At 52.5% G+C, this 18,163-nt stretch carries 18 protein-coding genes; 14 read left to right on the forward strand and 4 right to left on the reverse strand.

All coding sequences use genetic code 11. The annotated features are described in order from the left end of the window. The first annotated feature begins 36 nt into the window (after nt 1-36). The 4 genes from B5G37_RS10375 (at nt 37) to B5G37_RS10390 (ending at nt 5,029) form a co-directional block, all read left to right on the forward strand. Nucleotides 37-1,635: a recombinase family protein gene (locus tag B5G37_RS10375; protein WP_087257193.1), complete on the forward strand. Its 1,599-nt coding sequence runs from the start codon at nt 37-39 to the stop codon at nt 1,633-1,635. Beyond that, complete coding sequence (locus B5G37_RS10380) at nt 1,635-2,387, forward strand: recombinase family protein (protein ID WP_087257195.1); 753 nt, start codon at nt 1,635-1,637, stop codon at nt 2,385-2,387. Before B5G37_RS10375 ends, B5G37_RS10380 begins: the two co-directional genes overlap by 1 nt. Further along, nucleotides 2,384-4,012: a recombinase family protein gene (locus B5G37_RS10385; protein WP_087257198.1), complete on the forward strand. Its 1,629-nt coding sequence runs from the start codon at nt 2,384-2,386 to the stop codon at nt 4,010-4,012. Before B5G37_RS10380 ends, B5G37_RS10385 begins: the two co-directional genes overlap by 4 nt. 171 nt (nt 4,013-4,183) lie before the next feature. Next, nucleotides 4,184-5,029 (forward strand): hypothetical protein, encoded by an 846-nt coding sequence (locus B5G37_RS10390; protein WP_158099401.1) that lies wholly within the window; start codon nt 4,184-4,186, stop codon nt 5,027-5,029. Here B5G37_RS10390 and B5G37_RS15015 read toward each other — a convergent pair. Beyond that, nucleotides 5,019-5,879 carry a hypothetical protein gene (locus B5G37_RS15015; RefSeq protein ID WP_143482923.1) on the reverse strand — a complete coding sequence of 287 codons (861 nt, stop codon included), beginning with the start codon at nt 5,877-5,879 and terminating at the stop codon, nt 5,019-5,021. The two genes, B5G37_RS10390 and B5G37_RS15015, sit on opposite strands and share 11 nt — an antisense overlap. A gap of 134 nt (nt 5,880-6,013) precedes the next feature. Further along, a complete protein-coding gene (locus B5G37_RS10395; RefSeq protein WP_087257203.1) occupies nt 6,014-6,922 on the reverse strand; it encodes a tyrosine-type recombinase/integrase in 909 nt (302 codons plus the stop codon). A 596-nt stretch (nt 6,923-7,518) separates the two neighbouring features. Here B5G37_RS10395 and B5G37_RS10405 point away from each other — a divergent pair. The 5 genes from B5G37_RS10405 to B5G37_RS10425 all read left to right on the forward strand — a co-directional run bounded on the left by B5G37_RS10405 (nt 7,519) and on the right by B5G37_RS10425 (nt 10,699). Beyond that, a complete protein-coding gene (locus B5G37_RS10405) occupies nt 7,519-7,989 on the forward strand; it encodes a low molecular weight protein-tyrosine-phosphatase (RefSeq protein WP_087257205.1) in 471 nt (156 codons plus the stop codon). A gap of 193 nt (nt 7,990-8,182) precedes the next feature. Then, the gene (locus tag B5G37_RS10410) at nt 8,183-9,031 is read left to right on the forward strand and encodes a KilA-N domain-containing protein (RefSeq protein ID WP_242962866.1); all 849 of its coding nucleotides are present in this window, start codon (nt 8,183-8,185) and stop codon (nt 9,029-9,031) included. 289 nt (nt 9,032-9,320) lie between these two features. Beyond that, nucleotides 9,321-9,518 (forward strand): hypothetical protein, encoded by a 198-nt coding sequence (locus tag B5G37_RS10415; protein WP_087257211.1) that lies wholly within the window; start codon nt 9,321-9,323, stop codon nt 9,516-9,518. Nucleotides 9,519-9,704: 186 nt separating this feature from the next. Continuing rightward, on the forward strand, nt 9,705-10,115 hold the full coding sequence (locus B5G37_RS10420; protein ID WP_087257213.1) for a transcriptional repressor: 411 nt from the start codon (nt 9,705-9,707) through the stop codon (nt 10,113-10,115). Continuing rightward, nucleotides 10,112-10,699 (forward strand): NADH peroxidase, encoded by a 588-nt coding sequence (locus B5G37_RS10425; RefSeq protein ID WP_087257214.1) that lies wholly within the window; start codon nt 10,112-10,114, stop codon nt 10,697-10,699. Before B5G37_RS10420 ends, B5G37_RS10425 begins: the two co-directional genes overlap by 4 nt. Nucleotides 10,700-10,774: 75 nt before the next feature. On the opposite strand, the gene B5G37_RS10430 is transcribed toward B5G37_RS10425, so the two are convergent. Beyond that, the gene (locus B5G37_RS10430; RefSeq protein WP_087257217.1) at nt 10,775-11,980 is read right to left on the reverse strand and encodes a HAMP domain-containing sensor histidine kinase; all 1,206 of its coding nucleotides are present in this window, start codon (nt 11,978-11,980) and stop codon (nt 10,775-10,777) included. Beyond that, nucleotides 11,977-12,651 (reverse strand): response regulator transcription factor, encoded by a 675-nt coding sequence (locus B5G37_RS10435; RefSeq protein WP_087257218.1) that lies wholly within the window; start codon nt 12,649-12,651, stop codon nt 11,977-11,979. The genes B5G37_RS10430 and B5G37_RS10435 overlap by 4 nt, the downstream gene beginning before the upstream one ends. A 163-nt stretch (nt 12,652-12,814) precedes the next feature. Here B5G37_RS10435 and B5G37_RS10440 point away from each other — a divergent pair, with 163 nt between their 5' ends. From B5G37_RS10440 to B5G37_RS10460, 5 genes are all read left to right on the forward strand, one after another. After that, the gene (locus B5G37_RS10440) at nt 12,815-13,558 is read left to right on the forward strand and encodes a polyphosphate polymerase domain-containing protein (RefSeq protein ID WP_087257219.1); all 744 of its coding nucleotides are present in this window, start codon (nt 12,815-12,817) and stop codon (nt 13,556-13,558) included. Beyond that, nucleotides 13,527-14,219: a DUF4956 domain-containing protein gene (locus B5G37_RS10445; RefSeq protein ID WP_087257221.1), complete on the forward strand. Its 693-nt coding sequence runs from the start codon at nt 13,527-13,529 to the stop codon at nt 14,217-14,219. The genes B5G37_RS10440 and B5G37_RS10445 overlap by 32 nt, the downstream gene beginning before the upstream one ends. A 10-nt stretch (nt 14,220-14,229) precedes the next feature. Continuing rightward, entirely contained in the window at nt 14,230-16,101 is a 1,872-nt protein-coding gene (locus tag B5G37_RS10450; RefSeq protein WP_087257224.1) for a carbohydrate-binding domain-containing protein, read from the forward strand. 116 nt (nt 16,102-16,217) lie between these two features. Beyond that, nucleotides 16,218-17,387 (forward strand): cation diffusion facilitator family transporter, encoded by a 1,170-nt coding sequence (locus B5G37_RS10455; RefSeq protein WP_087257226.1) that lies wholly within the window; start codon nt 16,218-16,220, stop codon nt 17,385-17,387. Between the two features lie 75 nt (nt 17,388-17,462). Beyond that, complete coding sequence (locus B5G37_RS10460) at nt 17,463-18,146, forward strand: response regulator transcription factor (protein WP_087257229.1); 684 nt, start codon at nt 17,463-17,465, stop codon at nt 18,144-18,146. The last annotated feature ends 17 nt before the right edge of the window (nt 18,147-18,163 follow it).

Genomic DNA, 18,163 nt, shown 5'->3' on the forward strand with positions numbered 1-18,163 from the left:
GGTAGTCTTTGTCCTAACGAAGGAGGTGAAATTCGGATGAAAAAAGAAGCACAAGCTCAAGGCAACCTGGCTTTGGCGGACAAGCCACAGGTCATAACCATTGCCCCCACCAAACAAGATTCGGCCGTCAAATTGCGTGTCGCAGCTTACGCCCGTGTCAGCTCTGCATCCGACGATCAGCTCAACTCCTTCGCTTCTCAAACCCAGCACTACATCTCCCTGATCTCCAGCAATGAGAACTGGAGTCTAGTGGACATATACGCCGATGAGGGTATCACCGGAACATCGGTGGACAAGCGTGAGGACTTCAAACGCCTGCTGGCCGACTGTCGCCGGGGCTTGGTTGACCGAATCCTGGTCAAATCCATCTCCCGGTTTGCTCGCAACACCACCGAGTGTCTCGAGGCAATTCGGGAGCTGAAAGCCCTGGGTGTTGGCGTCCACTTCGAAAAGGAGAACATCGACACTGCCACTATGTCCGGCGAAATGATGACCACTCTGTTTGCCTCCTTCGCCCAGGCTGAGAGCGAATCAATCTCCAGCAATATGCGGTGGAGTTATCAAAAAAGAATGCAGCGTGGTGAGTTCATCACATGCAGTGCTCCCTTCGGATATCACTTACATAACGGAATGCTTGAAATTGACGAAGCTGAAGCAACAGTCATCCGTCTCATCTTCGACAGATATCTCTCCGGCATCAGCATGGCAGACATTGCAGACGAAATTACACAGCTCGGCTTTCCTACCAGAGCTGGAATGCCTTACTGGCAATATTCCACTGTGTACTACATACTGCAAAATGAACGGTATGCTGGCCATGCCCTGCTCCAGAAATTCTATGCCACAGACACGTTGCCCTTTCAAAAGAAAAGAAACCATGGCCAACGAGATAAATACTACATATCCAACAGCCATCCACCCATCGTATCTCAAGAGATATTTGACACCGCTCAAACCCTCCTTCGTTCTCGAGGGGATAAGTCTCCCCACACCCCAAGGACAAAATACGCTTTCACCCTTGCAATCCAATGTGGGGACTGCGGGACATACTTCAAGCGAAAAGTAAGTCGAGGCACCACCTATTGGGTATGCCGGAAACATCACACCAATTCCAGTGACTGCAAAATGCCCCCTATAGAGCAGGCTAACATTGAAAAAGCCTTTCTCCGCCTCTACTATAACCTCAAACATCACGGTACTCCCATTCTCGCTGGAATGATCACCTCACTCCAGGCCATCCGCAATCGCCAGCTTCTGTGGAGTCCTGACATCATCGAACTAAACAACCAAATATCCCAATTATCCAGTCAGAATCAAATGCTGGCCACGCTGAAACAGCAGGGCCTCATTGATCCTGACCTTTTTATATCCCAAAGCAACGAGCTGACCCAACAGCTCCGTGCCGTGAAGTTAGAAAAGGAACGCCTACTGGCCGCCAATAGCGACAACACCATCACCCAGACACAGGAACTGATGGACATTTTAGATGCAGGGCCGGACTTCCTGGATACCTTCAATACGGAGCTGTTTGGTGAGCTCGTTGACAGAATTATTGTGGACAGTAATGAGCAGCTCCGCTTCCGCCTCAAAAACGGGCTGGAACTGACCGAGACCATAGAAAGGACAATACGCTGATGAAAAATCGAAAACAGCCCTTCGGATATCGAGTGGAAATGGGGGCGGTAGTCCTCCATCCCCAGGAGGCAATGCTGGTAAAATATATCTTTCAACAGTACATCTCCGGCGCCTCCTACAAACAATTGGTGACAGTCCTGCAAGAACAACCAATTCCCTATGACGAGGGAAAACTTTGGAACAAAAACATGGTCGCTCGCATCCTGGAAGATCATCGCTACGCAGGAGAGAGTGGGTATCCCGCCATCACCACCCCCGAAACCTTGGACAGGGTCCGGGCAAAGCGGCGTGCGAAGCAATCCCCAGTACAGAAAACTGAGGCTCAAAAGCTTCTGCGGCAACTCAGTGGACATACCGCCACAGAGCGAATGGAACAACGGGTATTGGCCTTTCTCAACAGTCTCATTGCATCGCCAGAGCGTATTACATCATCCCAAATGGAATATAGCCTCCAAACCCACCAGCAAGAGATACAACGAGAACTGGACGATGTAATGAATCAGCTACCCTTGGACGAGGATGCCGCAAAGAAGCTAATCCTGACTATGGCCGCAACGCAGTACGCCGCTATCAATGCCGATGTGTATGAAACCGTCCGGCTCCGCAGGTTATTCTCCGCATATGAAGCGATGTCTGAATTGGACGCAACCCTACTTCAAGCTTCCGTCACCACCATCCTGTGCCACAGGGATGGGACACTGGAGATTCAACTGAAAAACCATCAAAGGATAGGAAGGAGTGAAACAGCATGAGAGAAGCCCCACCCAAAGTCATCACGATCCCCGCCAAGCCGGAAGCCGCAAGCAAGCCAAGCATCCGCCGGCAGCTCCGCGTGGCTGCTTACTGCCGGGTATCCACCGATGACGAGGAGCAACTCACCAGTTATGAGGCCCAGCAAAACTACTACACCGACAAAATCATGACCAATCAAGACTGGACCATGGCCGGGATTTTCGCTGATGAGGGTATTACCGGCACATCTGCCCGTAAACGGCCAGAATTTCTACGAATGATTCGACTGTGCAAACAGAAGAAAATAGATATTATCCTGACCAAGTCCATCTCCCGCTTTGCTCGAAACACCGTGGACTGTCTCAACTACATCCGTGCCCTACGGGAGTTGGGCATTGCAGTCATCTTCGAGAAGGAGAACATCAATACCTTGGAAGCGGATAGTGAAATTCTCATCACTATGCTGGGAGCCTTCGCCCAGGCGGAGAGTGAGAGCATCAGCGCCAACGTCCGCTGGGGCAAACGTCAAGCCATGCGGGAGGGAAAAGCCATCATCCAATACGACCGTTTGTACGCCTACCAAAAGGGTGAGGATGGCAAACCCCAGATCATCCCTGACCAGGCTGAGGTGGTGCAGTCCATCTACAAGCAATATCTGGCCGGTGCAAGCCTTCGGATGATCAAGGATCGACTGGAGGCAGAACAGATTCCTAACGCAGCTGGAAACGCCCGGTGGACCATTACCGCTGTGCGCAGCATTCTGTCTAACGAAAAATACTGCGGGGACGTTCTCCTGCAAAAATCCTTCGTCAGCGACTGCATCAATCGGAAGGTCATCCGCAATACCGGCCAGCTTCCCATGTATCTGGTTCAAAACCACCACGAGGGCATTGTAGACCGTAAAACCTTTCATGCCGTACAGGCAGAGATGGCCCGCCGCAACGCCGGAAAAAGCCCATCCAAAAAGAATGCCTCCACCGGCATGACCTCATACGCCAGCAAGTACGCTCTCTCCGAGCGGCTGGTCTGCGGTGAATGTGGAACCCTATACCGTCGCTGTACTTGGTCCAGGCAGGGCAAAAAGCGTGTGGTATGGCGCTGTGTCAGCCGCCTGGACTATGGAAAAAAGTACTGCCACCATTCTCCCACTCTGGACGAAGCCCCCCTCCAACGTGCCATTCTAGCCGCCATCAACTCCGCTATGAGCAACAAAGACCATCTCATCCGCCAACTTCAGTCTGCCATGGAGCTAGAACTCGCTCCCATGCCTGGGGATCACATGAGCCTGGCCGATATCGAGCAACGCCTCCAGAAACTGGGGGAACAGGTGCGCGAGATTGTGGCAAAGGCGGCTGCGACTAAGGAAGTCCAAGTCCACGCCCCTCTGCTGAAAGAGATTGCCGACGAAATGGATACTCTAAAGAAAAAACGGGCCCACATTGAGAGCCAGCGCCAAACCCATGAACACGCATTCCGTCGCATCGAGATAGCCACTGATGCCATGGAGCAAACCTCCACAAACATTTCCCAGTGGGATGAAGCCCTCATTCGGCAGCTGGTAGACACGGTCAAGGTCCATTCCGCCGAGAAAATCACAGTGTATCTCCGAGGCGGTATTGAAATCCAGCAAAACCTGATCCTCTGATACAGGTAAGTTTACAGTGCATTCAATAAAATGATTACAGTTTAAAATGCATCTGGAAAATCTGTCCTAATGTGGTATAATCAATAGCAGATAATCTGTAATTATCTGTTGTTTAGAGATAATCCTAAATTATCTTTGTGCTATGAAAACAAAATGATTGGATGGATACACATGGAGTATTACGAAAAGGAGCCAGTAAGCCTATATCTGAAAGATCTACAGCCAATTGAGTCATTCAAATCATCCAAACAGTCTATCCAATTGTTTATACACCATTGGTTAGGTAAAGTGCTTGTTATAAATGGCGAAATTCAACATATTGAAAACTATCAAACGCTATACCACGAACTCTTGGTTCATCTTCCAACAGCTTTTGTTCCAAATTTGAATACGGCTTTAATTTTAGGTGGTGGATCATTGTTTGCTGCCTACGAAGTTTTAAAATACCCTACAGTAGAGCGTGTTGTACTATGTGACCATGACCATGCTGTATTAGAATTAATGGCCAGACACTATCCGCATGCAAGGCAAGTGCTCCAAGATAAGCGGTTCCATTATGTTGAAAGCGACGCAAGAGAGTTCATCAAAAAAATTGACAATAACTATGATTTAATCATCAACGACTGCTTTAATCTTGCGGAGGAAAGCAATAAACATAGCGTGTCTTACTTTAGCGTTTTATCAAATTTATGCAGTAATATTGGGGTGTGCGTGGATATAATCTACCGTCACATATTTGATAAGAAAACAACGATAGACACGCTTCTTTACTTGAAACATGAAAAAGCGCTTGCCCTATCACTAGTTACAGTGCCAGAATATCCGGGCATATTACACATGGAAACACTCTGGGGAAATTCGCCTTACCTTACGCAGGATGCAAAAATAACAAGCAACCTGTTCCAGAAAAATGTTATATCCAGCGGAACATCATCACCATTCCGTTTTTTCTCCCCAGAACATCTCCCATTTTACTTATATTTGCCTCCATATATAAAGGAAATGTTTAACCTATAAAATTCTTTGAAAAGGTTAGTGATGGGCTTGGAGCAGTAAGGGTGTCGTAAAACACTTTAACTGAATCCCATGAAGGAGACGTAACTATTTTATTATTGCATGCAGAAAGTTCTGTAGCATTGCTGAAGTATCCATATTGAACTAAATAGGGTTCTTCCTTTTTATCGGTGGCCGCCCAAGGAGACCCAAGCAACGAGCTGATTCTGTCACGATCACGATTAAACAATTTAATTGAGTTAATTTTGATGTACGGAATCTCTCTGTACTGGTCGGTTTCAAGATTTAAGCCTGCCTTTGCAAACATGCTTTGTGCCACAAAGCCGTGTTGAGCAGGGCAGTATGATAATGTGCCGGTAATGCGAGCACGGCATCCCCAAAAACTGGGCGAGAAAAAATCAGGAAGTCTTTTCAACAAATATGATGTTGATATAACGCCTAACATTCCTTCACCAATATATCCGTAGCGATTGTATAATCCTACCAAAGTTTCACCATTCAACGATCCCGTCCGAATCGTTTCGTCTGACCCGGCGTAGAACTCCAACTTACTGAATTCTTGCGATGATATTTTCCCTTCGAAGTTATATAAGCTATTCCATCTAGTTGCGTTATTATAGGGATCTCTTGGAAACAGTTGAACATAGGGAGAAAGCAGACCATCAAATGCTAAGCTATCTCCACGTGATATGGTGTTGTGGTGAATACCGCGTTCCCACAGGTCAAAGGCTCCGTCAAAAGTATTATCACGGTAGAAATGATCTTTCATTTTCTCAAATGTATATCCAGCAATCGCACCAACAAAAGTTTGCGCTGCTGCTTCAAACAATGGCTTTCCTATAACCTCAAACATTTCTGACCGCTCCCTTTTGAGTCAACACTATTTCTGTACTATTTCAGATACACATTAGATAATTACAGATTATCCGTCGTTCCTGACACAGCAAAAGGACTACCAGGTTCAATATCTGGTAGTCCTTGCTTTCTTCAAAGGCTGAAGCTCATTTTTCCTCTGGGGTGTAATTCCAACAGGAGTGTCGCCTGTCGTTCTGCCGCCACATGAGTATAGATTTGAGTGGTGGAGATAGAGCTATGCCCCAGTAGCGATTGAATGTATCGGATATCCATTCCTGCCTCTAGGAGAGATGTCGCAAACGTGTGGCGAAACATATGTGGTGTTACATGGCAGGTCGTATGGGTCCTCTGAAGGTATTTCGTAATAATCCGACGAACTGATTGAGTAGAGATCGGGCGCCCACGCTGGTTATAAAGAATGGCCCCCTGCTTCTGTATCTCCTCGCAATACTCGTTGCAATAGATTTGTAGGAGCCGAAGCAGTTCTGGAGTTGTGATTTGGATGATACGCTCCTTCCTCCCCTTCCCGTTAATAAGAAGTCGAAGTCCATTTCTATCCAATTGAAACGTCTCCTTTGTCAAGGAACATAATTCTGATACTCGAAGTCCTGTGCTGAATAAAAGCTCCAGCACTACAATGTCTCGTAACGCTTGACGCCCCTCCCCAGGATAACTGGAATAGGCACTTTGCAAAAGCTCACGCACAACCTGTGAGGATATAATTCGCGGAAGCTGTTGCGGTGAATGAATGCGAACATGAATCTTATCGAAAGGATTTTCCTCCAGAGTCCCAGCTATCGACAGTTCATGGTAAAAAGCACTCACACTTGCCAGCTTACGTTTGACTGTACGGGGGGCAAAGTGTTGATTGAGATATTTGATATAACGCACCAACTCCTCCTTATTCGCCAAAATATCATTTGAAAATTCTGAAAACTGTCGCAAATCAATACGATAGGCCTTTATCGTATGTGGTGATAGTTTCTTTTCATATTCACTTGCTTCAAGATAGTCAGCAACCAGAGATGATACAGTCTGCATAGAGAGCCCTCCTCATAACAAAATAGATGCAATTATTATGAAGTGCCCTTTGAATCTTGTCCATCTTACCCCCTCTAAAATAAAGTTAGGCGTACAGCGCCGGAAAGGAGAAACCATGAACATTCGTAAAAACATCGATTATTCCACCATGTTTGATGCCATGCGAGTTGCAATGAGCACAGATATGTCCCAGTCAAAGCTGTATTACGAATTGGGCCGTCTCATTTGCCAGCGCACGGAAAAGGGTGCCGCTGTGGCCGCTGCTGAGTACTTGAAGCAGAATTATCCAGATGTTCCTGGCCTCTCCCCTCGCAACCTGCGAAGGATGCGGGATTTCTACCGGATGTATGGCAAGAATCCTGGGCTGCTGAAGCTGGCCATGGAACTCAGCTGGACGCAGAACGTAGTCATTCTGGAAGCAGATCTGGACATGGACTCACGGCGCTGGTATCTGTGTGCCGCCCGGCAATTCGGCTGGTCAAAGGCTGAACTTCAGAGAAAAATCGCAGCAGAGGCCCATCTGGAAATCCTCCTCGACGAATCCGAACTTCCGTGCTATACTAAATGGGAAGATAGCAAATTGGAGTGTTCAACGCATGATCAAGATACTTTTCATCTGCCACGGCAACATTTGCAGAAGCCCGATGGCCGAGTTTATAATGAAGGATTTGGTGAAGAAGGCCGGTCTGGAGCAGGGCTTTCAAATCGAGTCGGCAGCCACCAGCGCCGAGGAGATCGGCAATCCAGTATACCCGCCGGCCCGCCGCAAGCTGGCCGAGCATGGCATCGACTGCTCTGGCAAAACGGCTCGCCAGCTGCGGAACAGCGACTACGAAAAGTACGACCTCCTGATTGGCATGGAACATGCCAACCTGCAAAATATGTACCGCATTTGCGGCGGCGATTTTTCCAACAAGATGCATCTGTTGATGGATTTTACGGACCACCCCGGCGAGGTAGCCGACCCGTGGTACACTGGTGACTTCGATACGACCTGGCGAGATGTAACGGACGGCTGTCATGCACTATTACATCATATTCAGAAGAATCGAACCCCCTCGCATTAAGCCCCTCGAATTCGAGGAGTTTAATGCAAGGCCAAAGACAATACATTTTCCCCATCAAACGACTGAATTTCTCACACACTTTGAAATTCGTCTCGACGATTCCATAGCGCCGTGCTAAACTGAAAGTGAATACAACAAGTTTGTATATGTATTCCCGACAAACTGTATGGCACATACTCTTGGAGGTGCAACAGTGAGCCAGAAAAAGAAAACCTCTCTGATTACCGTGCAGAATACACCTGTCACGATCATAAACGTTGACCAAGGCGACTTCATCAGCCTCACCGACATGGCAAAAGCCCGTACCGACGCAGGACGGGCTGCTGATGTCATCAAAAATTGGCTGCGGTCCCGCTCTACACTGGAGTTTCTGGGCACGTGGGAACTCCTGTACAATCCAGATTTTAAAGTGGTCGAATTCGACCACCTTAAAAGTGAAGCAGGACTCCACACATTTACCCTCAGCGCCAAAGAGTGGATTCAGACGACCGGGGCGATTGGGCTGTATGTTCAGTCAGGACGCTACGGTGGAACTTACGCCCACAAGGACATTGCGTTTGAGTTTGGTTCTGCCATCAGTCCGGTATTCAAGCTGTACCTGCTAAAAGAATACCAGCGCTTAAAAGATGGCGAAAATGATCGTCTGAAATTAGAGTGGGATGCTAAGCGTTTCCTCTCCAAAAGCAATTACCTCATTCACACAGATGCAGTCAAAAATTATGTACTGCCTCAGAGCAGCTACACCAAGAATACCGAATGGCTCGCCTACGCAGATGAGGCAGATCTGCTCAACGTCGTTCTGTTTGGATGTACGGCAAGGGAGTGGCGCGATGCCAATCCTGAGCTTGCAAAGAAGAGCAATATCCGAGACTATGCTTCTATCGCAGAGTTGACTGTCCTCTCCAATTTGGAAACCCATAACGCCGAGCTGATCAAAAGCGGAATGGGCAAAGCGGAACGCTTTGAAGTTCTGCGTCAGATTGCTCAATATCAACTTCATGTTCTGGCTGAGGCGGAAAAAATCGAGAGGTTGCCGGAGTAAGCGTAGTCCATTTCTCAACAGAAAATTCGTATCTTAGCGTTGTTGATTTTTGACACTCCTGAATCCATGCAGGGTTCGAAATATCTATAGTGTTGGGGTGTTCCAAAGCTAGGATAGATCATAAGGTCTACCCTAGCTTTTTTGTTTTCCTGTCTCCTGCGTCTACCGCCAAGTTGATTCCAGACATACAACAGCCCGCAGCGACAAATTCCAGTTTTCCCATTGCAGTCGCCCTACCTTTATGATATTTTCTACCTGTATCCACGACACTCACTTGAGAGGGCAAGCCATGAAACAACAAAGCAACACCGCTTCACTTATCGTACTGGGGTTGATTGCCGTCGGCTCTATTCTCTCCTTCCTATCCAAAGTTCTTCAGATGGACGCACTATTCTGGCTTGCCCTGCTCTGCAACCTGGTTGCACTCGTGCTCTCCATCAAAGAGCTGGTCCATCTTCTTTCTAAAAAGAACCGCACTTCCTCATAAGTTTAACCACGGATGCACGCAGAGGGCCTTCCCTTCTGTGCTGTATCCGTTTCCTTTTCCCGGTGATCTGCCCATCCAAAACAGTCCTCAAAAAATTTTTGAAAAATCTCAATTTTCCTCTTTACAAACTGGACCCCCTGTGGTATTCTCTTAACAAGAACAGTTCTTGTTAACGAGGTGACCGCGATGATTTGCAGACGCAGTGTGAAGCGTGATGCCATGCTGGACTTGCTGCGAAGCACCGACTGCCACCCCTCGGCAGACTGGGTCTTTCAGCAGCTCCGGCCCGTGTACCCGGACTTAAGTCTGGGCACGGTATACCGTAACCTCAACCAGCTGTGTGAGCATGGGCTCATCAAGCGGGTGGGAACGGTGAACGGACAGGAGCGGTATGACGGGGACGTCAGCCCCCACGCGCACTTTGTGTGCACCTGCTGCGGGTCCATCATTGACCTGCCTCCCAGCCCTCCTACCCAGGGGTATGTGGAGGAATGCAGCAAACAATTTGGGTTCGAAGCAGAAAGCTATGAGGTTCATGTCAAAGGCCTATGTCAGGCCTGCAAAAAATTCGAAACAGTAAAGGAGATAACATCATGAAGAAATGGATTTGCCCTGTTTGCGGTTACATTCACGAGGGAGAGACCGCTCCCGCCGAGTGCCCCGTCTGCCACGTCCCCGGCTCCAAGTTCATTGAGCAGACCGGCGAGCTGAAGCTGGCTGCCGAGCACGAGTACGGCATCTTTGGCAAGACTGTGAAGAACAACCCCGACATCAGCGACGAGGACAAGGCTTACATCCGTGAGCAGCTGATGGCCAACTTCACCGGCGAGTGCTCCGAGGTTGGTATGTACCTGTGCATGGCTCGCATTGCTCACCGTGAGGGTTACCCCGAGATCGGTCTGTACTGGGAGAAGGCCGCCTACGAGGAGGCTGAGCACGCTGCTAAGTTCGCTGAGCTGCTGGGCGAGGAGCTGGAGCCCAACATGAAGGCCTCCACCAAGGACAACCTGGCTTGGCGTGTGGACTGCGAGTTCGGCGCTACTCAGGGCAAGATGGATCTGGCCATCTGCGCCAAGAAGAACGGCCTGGACGCCATCCACGACACCGTCCACGAGATGGCTCGCGACGAGGCTCGCCACGGCAAGGCTCTGAAGGGTCTGCTGGAGCGTTACTTTAAGTAAGATTCCTCTCAAGCACCTCTGAACCGAAGTTCAGAGGTGCTTTTTCGCCCTCCAGACATGTCTGGAGGGCGAATGCTATTTCCCCATGGGCAGCAGCACCACCATATCCAACCGCTGTGGATTGGGGCACACCGCTTCTATTTTTCCCCGATGGCTGGCCACAATGGCCGCAGCCATGGACAGGCCGATACCAAATCCACCCCCTGTACGAGCCTCATCCCCCCGGTAAAACCGGTCAAAGAAGTGGGACAGCTGTTGAGGTGGGATGGGCTGGGACACAGGATTGGACACGCAAAGGCGGACAAATCGCCCCTGTTGCCCCACTTGTACTTGAATCTCCCCTTCTGGAGCGGCATACTTCACCGCATTGTCCAGCAGGATGGACACCAGCTGCCGGATGGCCCCCTCATCTCCCTGTATGGTAAGCATAGGGGTGATGTCCTCATGCAGAGATTGTCCCTGGGCCAAAATGGGCCCCCGGAAGGGCTGCGCCTCCTCCTCCACCACGTCGGAAAACACCATCTCCAGCTTTTGTGCTGGTATCTGGCTCTCCTCCATACGGGAGAGAAAAATGAGATTCTGGGTCAGGCGGGTCAGCCGTCCAATTTGCCCCCACAAGTCGGTGAGCCACTCCCGCTCCCCCACCTCCATCTCCAGCAAATCTACGTCCGCCCCCATAATGGTCAGGGGCGTTTTCAACTCGTGGCCTGCATCGGTGATGAACTGCCGTTGCTTTTCATAGCTCTCCGCCACCGGCTTGACCATGCGCCCGGACAGCACCATCAGAAGCACAAATACCGCCGCCATACCCCCCACAGACACCCACAAACTGGTAAAAAGAAAACCCCGGAAGGTAGCCAGATTCCGCCCACAGTCCAGGAAGAGGATACGCCAGTCCAGCCCCTCCTGTACCTTCAAATACCGATATTCTCCCCAAAAGCCCCGGTTGTTCTGCCCTTGCCACACTTGCTGGGCATATTCCACCGCCTGTTGTCCATCCACGGCAGCAATTTTCCCCGTGTCCACCAGGATGGTCTGCCCTTGGTCGTTGAGCAGCACCGAAAAGTAGCACACCTCATAGGGCATTTCCGGTGAAAATCCCTCCATATCGGGCCGTGGAAACTTCCCCTGATTTTGCCCCAACACATCCAGCACATCATCGCTGCTGGTGAGAATGGCCTGGTAATTCACCCCGTGGATGGCGCACAGTATCACCGCCAACACCACAAACAGGGACGCCATGGCTGCCGCCACCAGCTTTCGTCTTAGCTGTCGGATCATGGCGTCTCCTCCAAGCGGTACCCTGCATTTCGGCTGGCTTTGATGGGCACGTTGGCCCCCAGCTGGGTGAGCTTCTTGCGCAGGTAGGAGATGTACACCCACACCACGTTCACCTCAGCCTCACTGTCATAGCCCCAGATGCGCTCCAGCATCCTCTGGGGAGAAATGAGCTGGCGAGGATTGGCCATAAGCATCTCCAGCATCTGAAACTCCTTGTTGGTCAGTCGGCAGCTGCCCGAAGGGGTGGAGAGCTGATAGCTGGTCTGGTCCAACACCAGATTTCCCACCTGGAGCCGGGTGGTGCTCTGTCCGGTCTGGGTGCGGGTCATGGCCCGAATGCGAGCCAGCAACTCCGCGGTAGCAAAGGGCTTGGCCAGGTAGTCGTTGGCCCCAGCGTCCAGCCCTTCCACCTTATCCTCCACCTCTCCCAAGGCGGTAAGCAACAGCACCGGCACCCGATTGCCCGCCTGCCGGATACGGCGGAGTACCATCAGGCCATCCACCTTGGGCATCATCCGGTCCAAAATCACCCCATCGTAGTTGTTGCTGTCCAAATACTCCAGAGCCTCCGCCCCGTCATACACCACATCCACCGCATAGTGGCTGCGCTCCAGCAGCGTCCCCACCGCCCGAGCCAGAGATCGCTCGTCCTCCGCCAACAACAGTCGCATGGTTTTCCCTCCTGTTTCGTCTATCACTTTCTCGCAGTATATCACACCTTTTTCCCCGTGTCCTGGCTGACACGGGGATTTTTCAATTTATTTACAAGTTTTTAAGTTCCATTTATAGTTCCCTTCTTACAATCTCTTTACAATGTGAAAAGGAGGGCAACCCATGGCCATACAATCCGTATTCCAACGCCATGAAATCAAATACCTCATCCACACCCGGCAATACCATCAAATTCTCCAGGCTATGGAGGAATACATGGAGCCAGACCCCTATCCCCGCTGCCACATCCGCAACGTTTACTATGATACGTCGGATTATCGCCTCATCCGTGCCTCTTTGGAAAAGCCTGTGTATAAAGAGAAGCTGCGCCTGCGCAGTTACGGTCCCATATCCCAAGAGGACACCGTTTTTCTGGAATTGAAAAAGAAATACCGGTCGGTGGTGTACAAGCGACGCATTTCCCTGCCCCACGCAGACGCGGAGGAGATCATGGCCCGGGGGATTCCCCTGCCCCAGGGCTCCCAAATTGCCCGGGAGATAGACTATGTGCGCCGGTTCTATCCCCACCTAGCCCCCGGCATGTACCTCTCCTACCACCGGGAGGCCTGGCGGGAGCGGGACGGCGGGGAGTTTCGGGTCACCTTTGACCACGACCTGCTGGCGCGTACCCGGGCTTTGACCCTGTCCGTCCCACCTTTTGGCACCGCTCTTCTGGACGAAGATCAGTACCTTATGGAGGTAAAAGCCCCTGGAGCCATCCCTTTGTGGATGGTGCGCACTCTGTCCCAACTGGGCATCTACAAAACCAGCTTTTCCAAGTATGGCATCGCCTATCAACGTCTGATTTTACAACCCAATCAAGGAGGTTTTCCCCATGATATCCAACCTATTCAACGGGTTATTTGACACCGCTACCACCCAGGTGCTCTCCCTCCAGAATTTTCTCCTGTGTGTGGGTGCAGCTCTGCTCTCCGGCCTCATTTTGGCCCTGCTCTATCTGCTGACCTGCCACAGCACCCGAGGTTTTGTGGCCACCCTGGCCGTTCTCCCCGCTGTGGTATGCGTGGTCATACTGATGGTCAACGGCAACCTGGGTATGGGTGTAGCAGTAGCCGGTACCTTTAACTTGGTGCGCTTCCGCTCCGTCCCTGGAACGGCCCGGGAAATCAGCGCCATTTTCCTGGCCATGGGCGCAGGGCTCATTTCCGGCATGGGCTATCTGGCCTACTGTCTACTCTTCACCCTGCTGCTGGGCGGGGTGAGCGCCCTGTACGGGCTGCTCCGTCTAGGCAGCGGCAGTCAGCAACTGCGCAAGACTCTCCACATCACCATTCCCGAAAACTTGGACTACAACGGGGTGTTTGACGACCTGTTCCAAACCTACACCCGCCAGTGGGAGCTGTGTCAAGTTAAGACCACCAACATGGGCAGTCTCTACCGTCTGACCTACAACCTGACCTTGCGGGAGACGGGCAACGAAAAAGAGTTTATGGACGCATTGCGCTGCCGCAACGGCAATTTGGAGCTCTCCCTGTCCCACCAGGAGAGCACCACCCCCCAGATGTAAGGAGGTTACCATGAAAGTTTGGAGTATCTTCCTGTGTATGGCCCTGCTGCTGTCCGGCTGTACCGCTCAACCATCTCAGAACAGCGTTTCTCCCCAAGCCACCGACACCTCCACCACTGCCACGAAAACCTCCTCAGAGATGTTCTCCGACCGGGACTGGGACGACAGTTATGACCCCAATTCTCCCACCATCACCTTTGACGGGAACACCATCACCACCACCTCGGACACCGTGGTGGTGGATGGCTCCACGGCCACCATCTCCCAGGAGGGCACCTACATCCTCTCCGGCACCCTCACCGACGGCACCCTGCTCATTGACGCCCCGGACACCGCAAAAATCCAGCTGGTGCTGGACGGCGTGGACCTATACAGCGAAAGTTACGCCTCCATCTATATCCGGGAGGCGGACAAAGTGTTTCTCACCCTGGCCCCAGACAGCGAAAACACCCTGTCCAACTCCGGTACTTACACTCAGCAAGACGACCATAACGTGGACGCGCCACTCTTTTGCCGGTCTGATCTGACCTTGAATGGCACCGGTTCCCTCACCGTCACCTCCCCCGGCGGACATGGCATTGTGTGCAAAGATGAGCTGGTCATCACCGGCGGCACCTATGTCATCACCGCCGCCTGCCACGGCCTATCCGCCAACGACGGGGTGTGCATCGGGGCCGGCTCTTTTACCATCACCAGCGGAAAAGACGGTATCCAAAGCCAGCACGACGAGGACACCTCTCTGGGCTATGTATACCTGGAGGCTGGCACCTACACCTTCACCTGTGACGGGGATGGGATCAGCGCCAGCTCCTGGCTGACGGTAGTGGACGGCACCTTCTCCCTCACCTGCGGTGGAGGCAGTGCCAACGGGGAGACCCATACGGAAAGCTCCATGGGCATGGGCGGCCCCGGCTTTCAAAGCTCCAACACCCAGGATACCACCACAGAAGATACTCCCAGCTGCAAGGGCCTGAAGGCGGGAACCATCCTCACCCTGGAGGGCGGTACCTTCACCATTGATTCCGCCGATGATTCCATCCACTCCAATGGTGACATAACCGTCCAAGCGGGCACCTACCAGCTCAACACAGGAGATGACGGCATCCACGCTGACAACGCCCTGACCATTCAGAACGGGGATATCTCCATTCCCCAGTGCTATGAGGGACTGGAGGGGCTCACCGTGACGGTAGCTGGAGGACGCATCGCTCTGGTGGCGGATGACGACGGTCTCAACGCCGCAGGAGGCCAGGACCAGAGTGGTTTTGGTGGTCCCGGCTCCTTTGGACAGGACAATTTCTCCAGTTCTTCTCAGGCCTCGGTCACCATTTCCGGCGGCATCCTGTACGTCCAGGCCGCCGGAGACGGGCTAGACTCCAACGGCAGTCTGACGGTGAGCGGCGGAGAAGTGTATGTCTGCTGCACCTCCAGCGGCGCGGACTCCGCTCTGGACTGCGACGGGGAGGCTGTCATCACCGGCGGCACTCTGGTGGCCGCGGGCCCCAGCCAGATGGCCCAGAGCTTTGGTCCCTCCTCCACCCAAGCCTCTGCCCTGGTGACGGTTGGCAATCAGCAGGCCAACACCACCATTACCCTCGCAGACGAGGCCGGAGAGGCTCTGGTCAGCTGGGAGATCCCCGCCTCCTACGCCAGTGTGGTGGTCAGCTGTCCCGACATGACTGTGGGCAGCAGCTACACCCTCACCGCCGGTGACACCTCCACCACCTTTACTTTGGACAGCCTAGTCTATTCCTCCGGCGGCTCCGCTGGTCAGCCTGGCGGCAACATGGGCGGTATGGGTGGCCAACGGCCAGGCGGAGATATGGGCGGAGGCCCCGGTGGCACAGCGCCCGAGCTTCCCTCCAACGACTCCTCCCTTTAAATACAATCTTCCAACTCCCACCTCCGGTTGCCCGAAGGTGGGAGTTTGCGTTGCCTTCTCCCCTGTGGTTGTGTATAATGATATGATGCTATTTCTATGATGGGAGGTTTTTCCCCTTGTTAGACGTCATCCTTCGTCGATTCATTCCCAATTACACGCAGACCAAAGATCCGGACGTGCGCCGCCAGTATGGAGTATTTGCCGGTGGCGTGGGCATTGCCCTCAACCTGCTGCTCTTTGCAGGGAAATTGGCCGCCGGTCTACTCACGGGCGCCATTTCCGTCACCGCCGATGCCTTTAACAACCTGTCTGATGCCGCCTCCTCCGTGGTCACCCTGGTGGGCTTCCGTCTGGCAGGACAAAAGCCGGATGCCGACCATCCCTTTGGCCACGGGCGTATGGAGTACCTGGCGGGACTTCTGGTATCCCTGCTCATCCTGTTGGTGGGTGTGGAATTGGGCAAAAGCTCTCTGGAGAAAATTCTCCACCCCGAATCCACCCAGCTCACCGCCCTCAGCGGCTGTATTCTGGTGATATCCATTCTGGTCAAGCTGTGGATGGGCTGGTTTAACAGCCACCTGGGAGAGCGCATTCAGTCCGAAACCCTCCGGGCCACCGCCACTGACTCCCGCTCCGATGCTCTGGCCACCTCCACCGTGCTGCTGGGCCTGGGCATCACCCACGTCACCTCTTTGCAGCTGGATGGCTGGCTGGGCCTGCTGGTGGCGGTGTTCATTCTGAAGGCCGGCTGGTCGGCGGCCAAGGAGACCATTGATCCCCTGCTGGGTACCACCCCCGACCCGGAGATGGTACAGGAGATTCAAGCCCTCATTTTGGAGCACCACCAGGTGGTAGGTATCCATGATCTCATCATCCACGACTACGGCCCCGGCCGACGCATGATGAGCGTTCATGCTGAGGTGTCCGCCCAGGCGGATGTGATGGATGTCCACGACATCATCGACCACATCGAGCGGGAACTGGGGGAACGGTTCCAGATCGAGGCCGTGATCCACATGGACCCGGTGCAAATCGGCAATCCTCAAGTGGAAGAGCTGCGTAGTCTGGTGGCCCAGTTGGCCAAGGACATTCACCCTGATTTGTCCATCCATGACTTCCGCATCACCGCAGGCCCCATGTACACCAACCTGATTTTTGATCTGGTCATTCCCTACCACGTCACCCTGGCTCCGGAGCAGGTCAAAGCCGATCTCACCCAGGCCCTGGAGAACCGAGACTCCAGCTATCACGCAGTTATCCACATTGACCGCTCTTATGTGGGCTGAATTTACAAATTCTTCTCCATTTCACCGGAAAATGCGGTATAATACTGGTATCACAAAAAGGAAAGGGTGTTGTTTATGCCCCGTAAGGTATTGATTATAGAAGATGACAAAAACATCGCCGACCTCATGCGCCTCTACCTGGAAAAGGAGTCCATGGACTGCCAGGTATCCAACGACGGCCTGGAGGGTCTGGAGAAATTCCAGCAGTTTCAACCCGATTTGGTGATGCTGGACATCATGCTGCCCGGTATGGACGGCTGGACCATCTGCCGCAAGATCCGGGAGTCCTCCAAGGTGCCTATCATCATGCTCACCGCCAAGGGCGAGCTGGAGGACAAGGTCAACGGCCTGGAGCTGGGCGCGGACGACTACATCACCAAGCCCTTTGAAATGAAAGAGGTGCTGGCCCGAGTTCACGCTGTGCTGCGCCGCTATGGCGAGGAGGAGCAGAAGGAAAAGCGCCTGACCTTTGACAAGCTGGTAATCAACCTGGACTCCTACGAGCTGTTGGTGGACGGCAAGCGGGTGGACACCCCCCCAAAAGAGCTGGAGCTTCTCTACCACCTGGCCTCTGCCCCCAACCGGGTGTTTACGCGCAACCAACTGCTGGACGAGGTGTGGGGCTTCGACTACTTCGGCGACAGCCGCACTGTGGATGTCCACATCAAGCGTCTGCGGGAGAAGCTGGAGGGTGTCAGCGACAAGTGGAGCCTGAAAACCGTTTGGGGCGTGGGTTACAAGTTTGAGTCTGTGGGTTAACGCCATATACACCAGAG

The sequence above is a fragment of the Pseudoflavonifractor sp. An85 genome (assembly GCF_002161235.1).
In the GTDB taxonomy this organism is placed as follows: domain Bacteria; phylum Bacillota; class Clostridia; order Oscillospirales; family Oscillospiraceae; genus Enterenecus.

Excerpts from the sequence above, each read along its gene's own strand:
- B5G37_RS10375 (WP_087257193.1), top strand. The coding sequence starts at position 37 with ATGAAAAAAGAAGCACAAGCTCAAGGCAACCTGGCTTTGGCGGACAAG.
- B5G37_RS10380 (WP_087257195.1), top strand. The coding sequence starts at position 1,635 with ATGAAAAATCGAAAACAGCCCTTCGGATATCGAGTGGAAATGGGGGCG.
- B5G37_RS10385 (WP_087257198.1), top strand. The coding sequence starts at position 2,384 with ATGAGAGAAGCCCCACCCAAAGTCATCACGATCCCCGCCAAGCCGGAA.
- B5G37_RS10390 (WP_158099401.1), top strand. The coding sequence starts at position 4,184 with ATGGAGTATTACGAAAAGGAGCCAGTAAGCCTATATCTGAAAGATCTA.
- B5G37_RS15015 (WP_143482923.1), bottom strand. The coding sequence starts at position 5,879 with ATGTTTGAGGTTATAGGAAAGCCATTGTTTGAAGCAGCAGCGCAAACT.
- B5G37_RS10395 (WP_087257203.1), bottom strand. The coding sequence starts at position 6,922 with ATGCAGACTGTATCATCTCTGGTTGCTGACTATCTTGAAGCAAGTGAA.
- B5G37_RS10405 (WP_087257205.1), top strand. The coding sequence starts at position 7,519 with ATGATCAAGATACTTTTCATCTGCCACGGCAACATTTGCAGAAGCCCG.
- B5G37_RS10415 (WP_087257211.1), top strand. The coding sequence starts at position 9,321 with ATGAAACAACAAAGCAACACCGCTTCACTTATCGTACTGGGGTTGATT.
- B5G37_RS10420 (WP_087257213.1), top strand. The coding sequence starts at position 9,705 with ATGATTTGCAGACGCAGTGTGAAGCGTGATGCCATGCTGGACTTGCTG.
- B5G37_RS10425 (WP_087257214.1), top strand. The coding sequence starts at position 10,112 with ATGAAGAAATGGATTTGCCCTGTTTGCGGTTACATTCACGAGGGAGAG.
- B5G37_RS10430 (WP_087257217.1), bottom strand. The coding sequence starts at position 11,980 with ATGATCCGACAGCTAAGACGAAAGCTGGTGGCGGCAGCCATGGCGTCC.
- B5G37_RS10435 (WP_087257218.1), bottom strand. The coding sequence starts at position 12,651 with ATGCGACTGTTGTTGGCGGAGGACGAGCGATCTCTGGCTCGGGCGGTG.
- B5G37_RS10440 (WP_087257219.1), top strand. The coding sequence starts at position 12,815 with ATGGCCATACAATCCGTATTCCAACGCCATGAAATCAAATACCTCATC.
- B5G37_RS10445 (WP_087257221.1), top strand. The coding sequence starts at position 13,527 with ATGATATCCAACCTATTCAACGGGTTATTTGACACCGCTACCACCCAG.
- B5G37_RS10450 (WP_087257224.1), top strand. The coding sequence starts at position 14,230 with ATGAAAGTTTGGAGTATCTTCCTGTGTATGGCCCTGCTGCTGTCCGGC.
- B5G37_RS10460 (WP_087257229.1), top strand. The coding sequence starts at position 17,463 with ATGCCCCGTAAGGTATTGATTATAGAAGATGACAAAAACATCGCCGAC.